The organism is Pseudomonas sp. BS3767, from assembly GCF_900099665.1.
In the GTDB taxonomy this organism is placed as follows: Bacteria; Pseudomonadota; Gammaproteobacteria; order Pseudomonadales; family Pseudomonadaceae; genus Aquipseudomonas; species Aquipseudomonas cerasi.
The window spans coordinates 348,864-362,528 of record NZ_FNCX01000001.1 but is presented as its reverse complement, the minus strand read 5'-3'; the positions used below and the strand labels follow the sequence as shown (position 1 = coordinate 362,528).

Sequence of the window (13,665 nt, the reverse complement as noted above, 5' to 3'; positions counted from 1 at the left end):
GTAATTCCTTAATGCCGCTGGTTGATCAATAGGTACAGAAAAAACGGTGTGCCCAGCACCGCGACAAAAATCCCTGCGGGCAGATCCAGCGGCAGAAACAGCGTGCGCCCGGCCAGATCGGCAAGCATCACCAGATTGGCACCGATCAGCGCCGCCATCAGCGCCTGACCGACGAACCCCGGCGGCATCAGGCGTTTGGCGATATGAGGCGCTATCAGCCCGACAAAGGCAATCGCCCCGCCCCAGGCGACCGCCAGGCCGGCCAGCGCCACGCTCACCAGCAGCAAACCGGCACGCAACCATTGCACGCGCACGCCGATGCCCTGGGCCAGCGCGTCATCCAGTTGTTGCATGCGCACCTGACGGGCGAGCAGCGCCAGCAGCGGCAACGTCAACAATAGCCAGCCGGCCAGCGCGCGGGGCTCCGGCCAACTGGCACCATACACGCTACCGGTCAGCCAGACATAAGCCGACAAGGTGGTGGTCAACGGGCTGAACACCAGAATGAACGTGGTGACCGCAGCCAGCAAAGCCGACACCCCTACCCCGATCAACACCATACGCAAGGGTGAAGCGCCCTGATTCCAGGCCAGCAGATAAATGACCAGCGCCGCGAGGCCTGCGCCGGAGATCGCCGCCAGGGGCAGAAACTGCGCGCCCAGTGCAGTCGAGAAGAATGACAGGTACAACACGGCTGCGGCGCTGGCACCGCTGGTGATGCCTAACAGATCCGGTGAGGCCAGCGGGTTGCGAATGATGCTTTGCAGGATCAGCCCGGACACCGCCAGGGCCGCACCGACCAGTGCGGCCAGGGCGAGCCGGGGCATGCGCAGTTGTTCAACGATGAACACCAGGCTGGCGTCCGCCTGGCCGGTAAAAACACTCAGCAGGGTCGTGGGCGACAGGTTGATCTTGCCCGCGGCCAGCGAGATCAAGGCAACCAGCAGCGTCAGCGCCAGACCCGTAAGCAAACGCGTCAACACTGTCAGGCTGAACTGCCGGGAAAAGCTCCGGTAGCGCACGGTGACATGCTTATCCATAGCGCGCCCCCCGCCGAACCAGCGCAATGAAAAACGGCGCACCAAACAGCGCAGTCATTACACCCACCGGCACTTCCTGAGGGACAATCACCACTCGTGCCAGGGTGTCGGCCAGCAACAACAGCGTCGCGCCCAGCAACGCACAGCCGGGCAGCAGCCAGCGATGGTCGATGGACAGCGTCTTGCGCACCATGTGCGGCACCAGCAGACCGATGAAGCCGATACTGCCCGCCAGCGCCACGGCGCTGCCTGCCAGGGCAATGATCACCACGCTCATCATCAGGCGAATCAGCCCCGTACGCTGTCCCAAAGCCGTCGCGATGGATTCCCCGGTGTTGAGCACGTTGACCTGCCCCGCCAGCACCAGTGCACCGACAAGCCCCATGACCACGCAGAAGAGCAGCGGCGCAGCAGTGCTCAGTTCGCGCTCCGACAAGGAGCCAGCCAACCAGAACAGCACGGTATCCAGACCGTCCTGATTGACCACCAGCAAGGCCTGACTGAATGCGGTAAACAAGGCAGTGATCGCTGCGCCAGCCAATACGATGCGCAATGGATTGAGGCTGCCCTGCCCCCGGTTGCCGATGACCCAGACAATAGTGCCCGCCACCGCAGCGCCGATGAACGCGCACCACAGCCATTGGCTCATGGACGACAGTGAAAGCAGCGACGAACAGGCGATGATGGCAAACGTCGCGCCGGCATTGATGCCGAACAGGCCAGGCGATGCCAGCGGATTGCGCGTCAGCGCCTGCATCAGCGCCCCGGCAACCGCCAGACTAGAGCCCACTGCGACGGCCATCAGGGTGCGTGTCAGCCGTGTGTCGAGCAGCACGTGCTCGATAGCGCTCAGCGCATCGGGCTGCCAGGCACTTCGCACAATGGCAGCGGGCGATATCCAGGTGGCCCCGGTGGCCAGACTCAGCCCCATGCACGCTACCAGTACCAACAGCCCCAGGCCCAGTTTTACCGCAGCCGTCATGAGGCGCTATCCGCCAGCGCCACGCGAGCGATTTCATCAAGCATGCGGTTGGCGCCCAGAATGCCGCCGGACAGACTCCAGGCGACGGCATCCACGCGCCATACCTGAACGTCGCGTACTGCCCGCAACTGTTGCCAGAACGGGTTCTCTACCAGCTTGTCGTAAGTGTGTTGCGCGGCGGTGCTGTCCGCGCGCTGAAAGACGAAGAACAGGTCCGCATCGACCACAGGCAAACTCTCTTTACTGCTGAGTTTAAGGGACACGCCCGTGGCTTGGCGGGCCGCGGGCGTCCAGGCAAAGCCCAGTTCACTGAGCACCGAGCCAGCAAAGCTGGCCGGCAGATAGCTACGGATATGGTCTTCGCGAATGTCGAGCACCGACACGGTGATTGGCCAGCGTCCGGTGAACTTCGCCTGCAACTGGCCACGCAGCGCTGCCACACGCTGTTGCCATTGCCCGAGCAGCGCGATGGCCAGTTGTTGACGCTGCAGGGCCGCACCCATCATCGCCAGGGTGCGCTTGAATTCGAACACCTCTTCAAGCATCAGTACCGTACTGATCTGTTCCAGCAACGGTGCAATGCGCTGATGACGAAAGCGTGAGGCGACGATCAGGTCCGGCTTGAGCAGCACGATATCTTCAAGGCTCGGCTGGGTTTCCAGACCCACATGCGGTACCGCCGCCAGCGCCGGGCGCAGGTAGCGATACATCGGTTTTTCGCTCCACGAATCCACCACGCCGCAAGGCGTCACGCCCAGAGCCACGGCAGTATCGGACGCCCCCTGAAACAGGGTGACAACGCGTAGCGGCGCTGCCCGGGCAATGCCAGGCAGCGCCAGTAACCCCAGCGAAAGGCGCAACACTGTGCGCCGCGAAGGATGCAGGGTTCGGTCAGGTTGCACGGCGTAACCTGTGGAACGGGTTGACCACTTCGCCCTTGCCGAACGGCATGCTGCCCGGACCGCCCGCGCGCTCGATCATGGGTGTCAGCAGAAGTTTCTGCGGCCAGTTGGGGGCTTCGAACAGTTGTTGCCTGATCATGCCACGCGCCTCGTCGTCAAATTCGATGGTTGTGATCAGATTATCCAGAACATCACGCAATACGGTCCACAGCGCTGTGACAGGCACGTCATACACCTGCGCCAGCGTATCCATGATTGCCCGCACGTTTACCTGAATACCCAGTGTCTGCAGCCAGAACAGCAAGTCCTCGGGACGGTCATGATAAAGCGTATTGGCATGACCTTTCTTGATGCGATACTCCGGGTCGTGCATGCCGTTGCGCTCCAGCCAGGGCACGAAAATACGCAACGAGTCGTGGTCACGCAACAACAGCCCTTGCGCCTGTCCGGCTTTCCAGACCATGACCGCGTTCTGGCCATGCACTTCGCCGAGCATCCCCAGGCGGAACATGCGCAGGTTGATGTCGAAGAAACTGTGGCTCAACTCGCGAAACAGTGTCAGTACCGAAGCCTGATTGCGCGGCAGGTCGCGATAGTCCATCCACTCGTCGAAGAAATGCCGATTGCTCCCCGGTAGCGGTGTGCCCAGTGCCGCCATGGGCAGCAGGCGGCACTCCGGATCATCGAGCAAGGCGGCCGGATAGCCGCGCACCATCGCCGAAAGATGCCGGGGCCCTTCGTCGAACAACGTGGCTTGCGGCGGCATGAATGCCCACCATTTGCGCTCGTCGCACAAGTGCAGCGAACGGCCCAGGGTTTGATCCTTGTCGACCACCTGGCGCAGCAGTTTTTCGCTCAGCCCGCCGTTGATCATTTTGACCGCTGGCAGGTAACGCGAAGCGCCGAGCGAATAAATTGCCATGGGCAGCTTCAGGTAGTCAGCGCTGTTGAAGCACGGTGTCATCGAACGCAGCGACGAAGTGGCGTGGACCTGCGCCTGATTGAAGTCAAGCCGCTGGCAATCGCCCTTGGCGAACGCATCGCCCAGCTGGGCCTGCAGAACATGCTCGAACTGCCACGGGTGAACCGGCAGCGCAACATGGCTGCCGGCAATGCCACGCGTCTGCATCTCCTGGTCAAGCTCCGCTTGCAGGTGCTCGGGCAGCAGATAGCGGGCCGGAAACGATGCGTTCAAGTCCTCTACGCCGTCGCCGCATTGCAGCAAGGTCTTGTCGACCGCCACCCAGTTCAGCGCTACCGGCCGGGCGAACTCGGCCTGATAGTGTAAGTATTCCTGTTCATTCAAGCCTTGTTTGGCCTTGGCCAGCGGGTGATACGGGCGATCACGCAGCGACGCCCACTGCTCCATGGTCCTGAAGAACGTTGCGCCGTCCTGAGCCATCAGGTTCTGCTCGTCGACTTTGTGGTCCAGCGACAGCGCGGTCTGCCAGACACTGATACGCAATACCTCGAGAAACAGCGCGATACCCTTTTCGTTGTCCTGGCGCTCGCTGTCCTGAAGCAGCGTTGCCTTGCCGGCGAACACCCACTTCATGAAGTCTTCCGGCGACAACTGCGTCCAGCGCTCGTCCTGTCGCCCCAGTACCGGCGTACCGGGTACTTTTTCCCATTGCTGGGTAATACCGGCGCGCAACGCGATGCTGATAAAGCGCTGCTCCGAATCATCGCAGCACCATTCCCAGATTTGCTGCGCACTGCCCTGCTCCACCAGTTGCGGAGCCTGTGGATGGCGCAGTTGCCATTGGCTGCTGTCCTGCAGGCGCAATGGCTCGCGACCAAAGAAATCTTCAGCCAGCAGGCAATCGACCAAATCCTGCATGACCAGGTCAGCGGCGAGTGAAGTGAAGTTCATGGTTTATTTTCCTTCTGCTGAATGTTGAGCCAGGCGGGCCTGAAGCGCGCGAAAGGCAATGCCGCGCTCATCCCCGAGGACAAAGGTGTTGACCCCGCGAGCCTGCCAGCGGGCAGCGTCACCGGGTTGACGAGGGATCGCGCAATAAGCGATGCCCGCCGCGTCGGCGGCTTGCCAGGTTGCAAGCAGCGCGTTTTGTACATCTGGTTGATCGATCTGCCAGGGCATGCCCAGTGACTGCGACAGGTCTGCCGCGCCTTCAAGAATCATGTCCAGCCCCGGCACGCTGGCGATCTCGGCGGCACGTCGCACGCCTTCGGCGCTTTCGATCATCGCCACCACCATGATCTGTTGATTGGCGGCCTCCACGTACTGCGCCAGGCTGTGCTTGCCGAAAGAGCCGGGACGTCCGGCATTGAGGCTGCGACGACCCAGCGGGTAGTACTTGCAGGCGGCAATCGCATCTGCCAATTGCTCAGGGCTCTCGATCATCGGCAAGACGATGCCCTGCGCGCCGCCATCGAGCAGGCGCAGCAGGGTTTTCGGGTTGAGATCGGCGACCCGCACCAATGGTGTAAGGCCGTAGCTCTCTGCCACACGGATCATGTTTTCCACGGTTTCCGGGTTGATCAGGACGTGCTCCATGTCGATGATCACGAAGTCGAACCCGGCTTCAGCGATCAACTCGATGGCGGCCGGGGCCGGAATCGAACTGATCACCCCGTGTGCCGGCTGTCCGTCCGCAACTCTGCTTTTGAGCGCATTGGTCCTCAGCATCATTGCGGCCTGTAGGTATGCAGTGGGTTAGGTACCGAGCGGAAGCGGCGCTCGCCATCTCCCAACAGGCGGCGCTTGGTCAGCTCTTCGACTTCGTACGAGGGTGCAAACACGTCAAACAGCCCGAAACGGTCGCGGTGCTGCGGGTGAGCCTGCTGATAGTCAAGAATGACGTCGGCGGTCATCTGCCAGAACAGCGCTTCGTCCAGCTGGTATTGCTGGCGCAGGAAAATCGCCATTTCGGCCAGGCAGATGAAGAAGAAACAATCGCAGGAAAAGTCGCGCACCGCGTTGACGTCGTCGGTAATGATGAACGAGTTGCGGTTGAGCTTTGCGTGGCTGGCGGGCAGCGGCACTAGCTCCGGGCACAGTTCGGGACGCCCGAGGTGCTCAGGTGAATAACGCACGCCGTCATGGAAGTCCTTGAGGGCGATGCGCTGCGGCCAGCCCTGCTTGACGATCAGCACGATGTTCTGGCCGTGGGACTCCATGCCGATGCCTTCGGCATAGAGCATGTGAATGATCGGCGGCACCGTGACCTGCAGCAGTTGCCGGGTCCATTCCTTGAGCCCGTACTGGCTGACCCATGCGTCTATGAAAGGCGTCTGCTGGCCATCACCGTAACGATTTTCCACATGGCTGAGGCCGTTGAATGGCACCGCCTGCTCGTCGTCCCGGAGGTATTGATGCAGGCTTTCCCGCCAAATCGCACCCAGCGTGCCGTAGGTCTGCGCCGAACGCGATTCCGGCAGATGGCGGTAATCGAAGCTCACCCCCGCCACCTCACCGAGAATCACGAAATCCAGCGCTTGAGCGGTGCTGTCGGTTGCGATCAACTGGTGCAGCCAATCGGTGATGATCGGGCCGTTCAACACCGTGTGACGCGCCAGAATCCGCGTGCTGGAGGTATTAGTCATGCTCATCGCCAGCTTGACGTATGGGCGCTGTGGCTGACTGGCGTTGGCCAGCGTGCGAATCGACTGCTGAGCCTTGTAGCGATCGGTCGAGGTGCCCAGATAAATCAGCTCGCCGCTGGCCAGTTCCGGGTAGAAAGTCGACACCGTGACGTTGTCCCACTGCCACGGATGCACCGGCATCAGTTGATAGTCGTCGATGGACTTGCCCTGCGCAGCCAGTTCTCGAGTTATTTCCTGCCAGCGTTGTGTACCCAGCTCCTGACGGATGAACGCCTGAAAATCCATGCTCCGCGAGTGGCCGACCGAGGCGCTGGACTTCGCCACGGCCAGCCAGACCACCGCGAAAGGTGTGGCAAATTCTGGCCCGTAGTGGCGATTGTCCGCCAGGGAAAAGCCGATCCGCGACTTGTAGCACGGGTGATAGCTGTGGGCGTCCATGAAGTGCTGCTCCAGCGCATCGACATCCAGCTGATGCGCAGGCCTGGCGGGCTGATAACCCTGATTACGGGCCTGCAGGTCCTTGAGCTGGGTTTGTTCGATTTCCTGGATGAAGCGCGTCAGGTGCGGGCTGTCCTTGAACGGGCTGAGCAGCTCGGTCAACGCCAGATGCAGATCCGGCACGCTGCGTTCGCCGGCACTGTCCACCCGCTCAAGCGTGGCGTGATTGAGGCGGATCAGCTCAAAGCTGGTGCTCAGCAGGCCCTCGCAGTGGTATTCCACACCGCCACTGACGGCCACGGCAAAACGATGCCGATGATCATCCTGCGGCTCACAGCGATAAGGCAGCGCCGCCTCGTACAGCAGGGTTTGTAGCAACTGGCCAATCACGCGGCGTTGCACTTGCTGATAGCGCTCGGCGCTGACGTCAGCCAGCCAGGCACCCGTACCCGTCGTTGTCGTTGTCGAAGCGGCGTTACGTTGCAGCGGTAAAGGGGTAGCCATGTTCATACCTCGAACGAAAAATTATCGGGGTTCGACCGCGTCGGGCTGGGCCTCGGCGCGCTCGTCGTTAAGGGGGAAACGCCAGGCACAGGGCAGTGCCAGCAGGATCAGCAGGCCGGTGGCGATGAACACTTCACTGATGGCCGAGGGCGTGGCGGCCGGTCCCGCGGTGTTGAAGCGGAACTCCAGCCACAGCGACGCAATGACGATGGCCAGCGACGCGACCAGACGGCGGGAAATGTTGTTCATCGCGGCGCCCTGAGTGACCATCGGCTCGGGCAAGGCATTGAGCCCCGCCGTGGTCACCGGCATGTAGGAGAGCCCGAGACCGGCGCCACGAATCATCATCAGCACGAACACCACGCCGATTGCGGCATCGGCCTTGAGCATGCCCAGCGCCAGGGTCGAAACGCCGGTCAACAGCAGGCCGACGGCGACGACGGTGCGCGGGCCATGGCGGTCCAGTGCCTTGCCGCCCCACTGCCCGAACAGGCTCGCGAAGCTGGCGGTACACAGCAGCGCCAGGCCGGTCCAGATCGGGTTGTAGCCCAGCACGCTCTGCACCAGCAGCGGCAACAGCACCAGACACTCGAACATGCCGACCGATTGCACCACGGCGATGATTACGCTCAGACGATAACCGCGCAGGTTGAACAGGCGCAGATTCAGCAGCGGTGCCTGGCGACTCAACTCGACGCGGACGAACGCCAGCAGACAAGCCACCGCGACCAGCACCATGGCCTGATTGACTGGGTCGAGCAGCGCCTGAGCATGGTGCATGCGGCTGATGGCGATCATCAGCAAGCCAATGCCCGACGCCACCAGCAGGTAGCCGATCAGGTCGAACGGCTTGCGCTCGGCAGGCTCGGAGTCCGGCAGCACGCCGACGCCCAGCAACAGTGCCAGCAGACCAATGGGCACATTCATCAGGAACAGTGAGCGCCAGCTGAACCACTCCAGCATCAGGCTGCCACACAGCGGACCAAGCGCCGGTGCGAGCATTACTGCTGCGCTCCAGAGCCCGGTCACCCTGCCCCGTTCGTGCTTTTCATACACCGAGAAGATGATCGCCAGCGATAACGGGATCATCAGCCCGCTGGCAATGCCCTGTACCACCCGTGCGGTGATCACCAGTGCGATGGAGTCGGCCAGCGCGCCCAACAGCGAACCGCCGATGAACAGCGCCACACCCCACAGATACAGGCGTTTGCGTCCGATGTGCTGACTGAGGAAGCTGGTCAGCGGCATGGTCATGCCCATGCTGGTCATGAACCCGGCGACAATCCAGGTGGCCAGCAGAGGGCCGATCCTGAACGCATCCATAAAGGTCGGCAGCGCCGGGTTAAGCGAACTGTTGCTCAGGCTGACCGTCAGCGTACCGAGCAGCACGTTGAACACCACCCAGCGGCGTGGGACGTTGAAACTCATTGGCGAACCCGTTCACCGTTGCGCACGAAGTGCTGTGACGGTCGTGGATGGCAGAGAAAGTCGGCGTGGGAGATGTTGTAGCCATAGGCTCCCGCCAGCGGCAGGACCAACAGGTCACCAATGTTCACACCTTTGAGTGGCTGGCGACGGCTCAGCACATCCTTGGGCGTGCACAGCTGCCCGACAATGGTGTAAGCCTGCTCTGACGACTCAGTGCTCTGCGGTGCATTCGGCAGGTGGATAACCGGATGGTCATGGCTTTGCGCAACCGGCAGGCGAAACTGGTGAGTACCGCCTCGACAGACCAGAAAATGCTCGCCGTGGCTGGTTTTGCTGTCCAGCACCTCGATGGCGTAATAGCCGCAATAGGCACTGATGAAGCGTCCCGGCTCGAAGCGCAGGATCGGCGCGTCGTGCTGCTCGCCCAGGCGTTTTTCCAGATAACGGCACAGCCGCTGCCAGTCGAACTGCTGACTGTTGAGGTAATCGACGCCAATACCGCCGCCGACGTTGAAATGGGTGAGCTGGCTCGGATCGCGGGCCAGAGCCTTCCATTCCGGCCAGCGCTGCAGGTAGAAATCGAGCAGTTGCTCATGACGTTCAACCGACATCTGATGCGACATGGCGTGTACGTGGAAGCCCTTGAGCGTCAGGTGACTGGCGTTGTCCACGCGTCTGACCGCCTCGGCCAGATCCGCTTCGTCAATCCCGAACGGTGTCGCGGTCCCGGCCATCGCCAGCCTGCTCGATTGCGCAGCGGGCAGTTGCGGGTTGATGCGCAGGAACACCGGCTGCACGCGCCCCGCTTGTTCTGCCAACTGTTGCAGACGCGCGATTTCGTTGAGGCTCTCCAGGTGGATGGCTTCAACCTTGTTCAGCAACGCCGAACGCAGATCGGAATCAAGTTTGCCTGGGCCCGAGAACACGTAGGGCTTGCGTGTCGGACAGGCCATCACCCGCTCGATCTCGCCCCCAGAGGAAATTTCAAAGCCACTGACCAGCGGGGCCAGGGTTTCCAGCATCAGCGCTTCGCTGTTGGCCTTGATCGCGTAATACAGCTCGACACCGGCGGGCAGCGCCGCCATGACTTCACTGACATGCTGCTGCAGCGCGTCCAGATCGTAGACAAAGGCCGCCAGCGGATCGGTTTCCAGCGCCCGAGCCTCCTTGATGGCCGCCAGTACGGTTTCCGGCACCTTATGCATAACGTGCCTCCGTGGCCCACGGCGACGCAAGACGCACATAGTTGGCTTCGCGGTCGGCCTTGGCGGCGAGCCGGACCTTGAGGTTGGTTTTGCAGGCAATCGACTGGCCTGCGATCAGCGCGTCCAGCTCGGGCGCAGGCAGCACCAGTTCATCACGGATACGCTGCAATTGGCGCTCGACGCGCTGCCACATCAGTGGTGCCAGGTGCGGGCGCTCCCAGCTCAAGGCCAGCACGGCTTCGGACAGGTTGTTGATCAGCAGGCAATAGGTAATGCGGTTCCAGCCCTGTTCGCGGCTGTAGAGCAGCGACTGGCGAATTCTCGGGTGCAGCCCCACCTGAATCGCCTTGATGCCCAGCTCTTCGGTCAGCTTGACGCCTTCAAAGTCGCGCAACAGCAGCTGTTGCGGGCGTCCGTTGTCGTGAATCAGCACCGCATTCTGCAAGTGCGGCTCCATCACGATGCCGTGATTGAAGAACAACGCCATGACCGGGTTCAGCAGCAAGGCCTGATACTCATCGAACCAGTCCAGCAGATGCTGGTCCTCAAGCTCCCCTCCATTGAAACGCTGGAGGAAGTCGTGCACCAGCGGGCGTGAACGCAGATCACGAGCGAACAGTGTGCCCGCCATCACGCTGCTGTCGGCGCCGGAGCGGCGGCAGAAGTTTTCCCGCAGTATGGCGCCGGTCTGCTCGCGGAACCAGTGACCGTCAGCCTCGCTCGCACCTTTTGGCGCCCAGCTCATCGAACCGGGTTCGGCGACTGTGGACAGCCCACCGAGGGTTTCCGGACGAGTCTGCTGCAGGCGCTGAAACAGTTCGTCGATGATCAGCGTGCTCTCCAGTTCATACCATGCGTTTTTCCTCACGCAGTTGGTGATGCGCACATTCAGCGAACCCTTGATGAAGTAGTCGTGCCCCTCGATGTACCAGGTGCGCATCGACGCCGTCGGGCTGGCCAGCAGCCCACTGGCACCCAGGTCCGAGATATCCCCCAGCTCAAGCAGCCTTTGCACGCGGCGGTCCTGCATGAACAGTTGCGCCTGTACCGGATGCATGCAGATCAGCGCATGCCCGGGCCGGGCCCGCGATTGGTCCGCGAAGCCTGACATCACCTCGGCTTCGCTCAAGCCATTGGAGGTGATTCGCAGCCCTTCCAGCGGCACTTCGAACAGATGCAGCGCGGTCTGCGCCTGAAACTCCGGGGCGTAGGTCTCCTGCGCCAGATGCTCAGGCCACAGGCGCGCCTTGGGCGCCGGATGGTTGGGGTGGCCGAACCACAAACCCTGCTCACTGGCCAGATAGCCGCTGAGCGGTGCCGGATGCTGACCGGTCATGTTGTGCGCAACGATGGCAGCAGTCAGGTGCTGGCTTTGCAGGACCTGATCCAGTAGTTCGTCATTGCTGGCACGGGTCATGTGCTCACAGGCGGTCAGCAGTTGCCGGGCGAATTCGGCGAACGCCAGACAGCGCCAGGTGCCCTGCCCCTGACGAGCGTAGACATCGGAAAGGTAGCGATGGCTGCCCAGGTGGTCGCGGCGGTCCACCAGAACAAAGAACTGCTGCTGATTGGGCAGGCTGATGGTGAGCGGAATGCCCTTCCATTGCCCGCCATCGACGAAACTGCCAGGCGCTATGCCTTGCATGCCTTCAGGCCAGGTGTAATGCAGGCACTCTTCCGGCAGTGCGAATTCCTTGATCAGGCAATTGAGTAACGCGCGAGTGGTTGCCAACTCGCTCACCATGTTTGATAAGACGGTGCGATCGGTATTAGTCATGTCTGCTCCACAGTCGCCTTTACGCTGACCGTTCAAATGACGTCGCAACAAACGTTGATTTATCGCTTGCGGCACAACAATCGAGCTGTCGAGGGGCGATAAGTTCGCCCAGCCAAACGTTGTGTGCGGTGTTGTTTCAATCGTGATATCAGTGTCACGATGATGGGCTGTTTATGCCTTGCTTATTACAAACTTTTATTTACGTAGCTGGGACAGTGCCGCCTTGAGCGCTTGTTCAAAACGCTGGATCACCAAGTGGCATTGCTCTTCGGTAATGATCAACGGCGGCAATAAGCGAATGACGTTGCCATTGCGACCACCGCGTTCAAGTAACAACCCCTGTTTGAAACAATGCTGCTGAATGGCGACAGCCAGGTCCGGGTCCATCGGCAGGCTGCCGAGGCGGTCAGCCGCTTTGCGCTCATCGACAATCTCGATGCCCAGCATCAGGCCGCGGCCGCGCACATTGCCGATCGCCGGATAGCGTTGCTGCAACAGACCGAGCTGTTCCTTGAGCCAGTCGCCACGTTTTGCGGCCTGGCCAGCGAGGTTCTGTCGCTGCAGCACTTCAAGGGTCGCCAGGCCGGTGGCCATGGCCATCTGGTTGCCACGAAAGGTGCCGGCATGATTGCCCGGAGACCAGGCGTCGAACTCGCGTTTGAAACCCAGCACTGCCAACGGCAGACCGCCGCCGACCGCCTTGGACATGACGATGACGTCGGGTTCGATCCCCGCGTGTTCGAAGGCAAACATCTTGCCGGTACGGCCAAAACCGGCCTGCACTTCATCCAGAATCAGCAGAATGCCGTGCTTGCGGGTGACTTCGCGAATCTGGCGCAGCCATGCCGCAGGTGCCGGATTGACACCGCCCTCGCCCTGCACCGCTTCCAGAATTACCGCGGCCGGGAGCGACACACCACTTTCCACGTCTTCGATGAACTGGGTGAAGTAATAACTCAGTGCTTCAGTGCCGGCCTCGCCGCCAATGCCCAGCGGGCAACGGTATTCGTGGGGATACGGCAGGAACTGCACACCGGGCATCAGGTTAGCGACAGCGTTTTTTGGCGCCGTGTTGCCGGTCAGCGCCAGGGCGCCATGGGTCATGCCGTGGTAGGCGCCGGAAAAGCTGATGATGTTATGGCGGCCGGTGGCGGTCTTGGCCAGTTTGATCGCGGCTTCGACGGCGTCGGCCCCGGACGGACCACAGAATTGCAGGCAGTAATCACGCCCCTGTCCTGGCAGCAGACTCAGCAGCGTTTCGCTGAAGGCGTCCTTGACCGCAGTGGTCAGGTCAAGGGTGTGCATCGGCATGCCCGAGGTCAGGAAGCTGTCGAGACTGGCCATGATAGCTTCGTGATTGTGTCCCAGTGCCAATGTTCCGGCGCCGGCCAGGCAGTCCAGATACGTGGTGCCTTCGACATCCGTGACCCATACGCCATGTGCCTTGGCTATCGCCAATGGCAACTTGCGCGGGTAACTCCTTACATTCGATTCAAACTTGCTCTGCCTGTCCAGATAGTTGGCATTGGTTTTCTGCGACGTCGTAGAGTGCAATAAGCCATTATTCAACATCTGTAAGTCCTCGCTGGATTTCCGGATGCAAATTATTATCATTTACCCAAAAGTGCAACCCATTATTTCGAAAACAAAGATGAAATTTAAATGAACGTTTCTGCGCGCCTGACAATGAATAAGGCACACAGTTATACCGACAGAATTAATCGGTATAACTCAATGTGCCACTATTGAAAGTGGCCATTTGTTATTCTGGCATATGACCAAGCAGTCTATTTAAATAACAGACTGTGGTGTCGCCGTGTTG

General features: G+C 61.0%; 10 protein-coding genes. All 10 read right to left on the bottom strand.

The window, feature by feature from the left end; translation table 11 throughout:
- Positions 1–8 precede the first annotated feature (8 nt).
- Positions 9–1,040: a FecCD family ABC transporter permease gene (locus BLR16_RS01465; protein WP_074807714.1), complete on the bottom strand. Its 1,032-nt coding sequence runs from the start codon at positions 1,038–1,040 to the stop codon at positions 9–11.
- Positions 1,033–2,022, bottom strand: coding sequence for a FecCD family ABC transporter permease (locus BLR16_RS01460; protein ID WP_054081417.1), 990 nt, complete (start codon positions 2,020–2,022; stop codon positions 1,033–1,035). The genes BLR16_RS01465 and BLR16_RS01460 overlap by 8 nt, the downstream gene beginning before the upstream one ends.
- Positions 2,019–2,924 carry an ABC transporter substrate-binding protein gene (locus tag BLR16_RS01455; RefSeq protein ID WP_074807711.1) on the bottom strand — a complete coding sequence of 302 codons (906 nt, stop codon included), beginning with the start codon at positions 2,922–2,924 and terminating at the stop codon, positions 2,019–2,021. Before BLR16_RS01455 ends, BLR16_RS01460 begins: the two co-directional genes overlap by 4 nt.
- Complete coding sequence (locus tag BLR16_RS01450) at positions 2,914–4,797, bottom strand: IucA/IucC family protein (protein ID WP_003433969.1); 1,884 nt, start codon at positions 4,795–4,797, stop codon at positions 2,914–2,916. Before BLR16_RS01450 ends, BLR16_RS01455 begins: the two co-directional genes overlap by 11 nt.
- 3 nt (positions 4,798–4,800) lie before the next feature.
- Positions 4,801–5,574 (bottom strand): HpcH/HpaI aldolase family protein, encoded by a 774-nt coding sequence (locus tag BLR16_RS01445; protein WP_003433971.1) that lies wholly within the window; start codon positions 5,572–5,574, stop codon positions 4,801–4,803.
- Positions 5,574–7,433: an IucA/IucC family protein gene (locus BLR16_RS01440; protein ID WP_074807707.1), complete on the bottom strand. Its 1,860-nt coding sequence runs from the start codon at positions 7,431–7,433 to the stop codon at positions 5,574–5,576. Before BLR16_RS01440 ends, BLR16_RS01445 begins: the two co-directional genes overlap by 1 nt.
- 21 nt (positions 7,434–7,454) lie before the next feature.
- The gene (locus BLR16_RS01435; RefSeq protein ID WP_074807696.1) at positions 7,455–8,861 is read right to left on the bottom strand and encodes a DHA2 family efflux MFS transporter permease subunit; all 1,407 of its coding nucleotides are present in this window, start codon (positions 8,859–8,861) and stop codon (positions 7,455–7,457) included.
- Positions 8,858–10,066 (bottom strand): type III PLP-dependent enzyme, encoded by a 1,209-nt coding sequence (locus tag BLR16_RS01430; RefSeq protein ID WP_074807693.1) that lies wholly within the window; start codon positions 10,064–10,066, stop codon positions 8,858–8,860. The genes BLR16_RS01435 and BLR16_RS01430 overlap by 4 nt, the downstream gene beginning before the upstream one ends.
- A complete protein-coding gene (locus tag BLR16_RS01425; protein ID WP_044308133.1) occupies positions 10,059–11,843 on the bottom strand; it encodes an IucA/IucC family protein in 1,785 nt (594 codons plus the stop codon). Before BLR16_RS01425 ends, BLR16_RS01430 begins: the two co-directional genes overlap by 8 nt.
- Before the next feature lie 195 nt (positions 11,844–12,038).
- The gene (locus BLR16_RS01420; RefSeq protein WP_003372849.1) at positions 12,039–13,415 is read right to left on the bottom strand and encodes a diaminobutyrate--2-oxoglutarate transaminase; all 1,377 of its coding nucleotides are present in this window, start codon (positions 13,413–13,415) and stop codon (positions 12,039–12,041) included.
- Positions 13,416–13,665 lie beyond the last annotated feature (250 nt).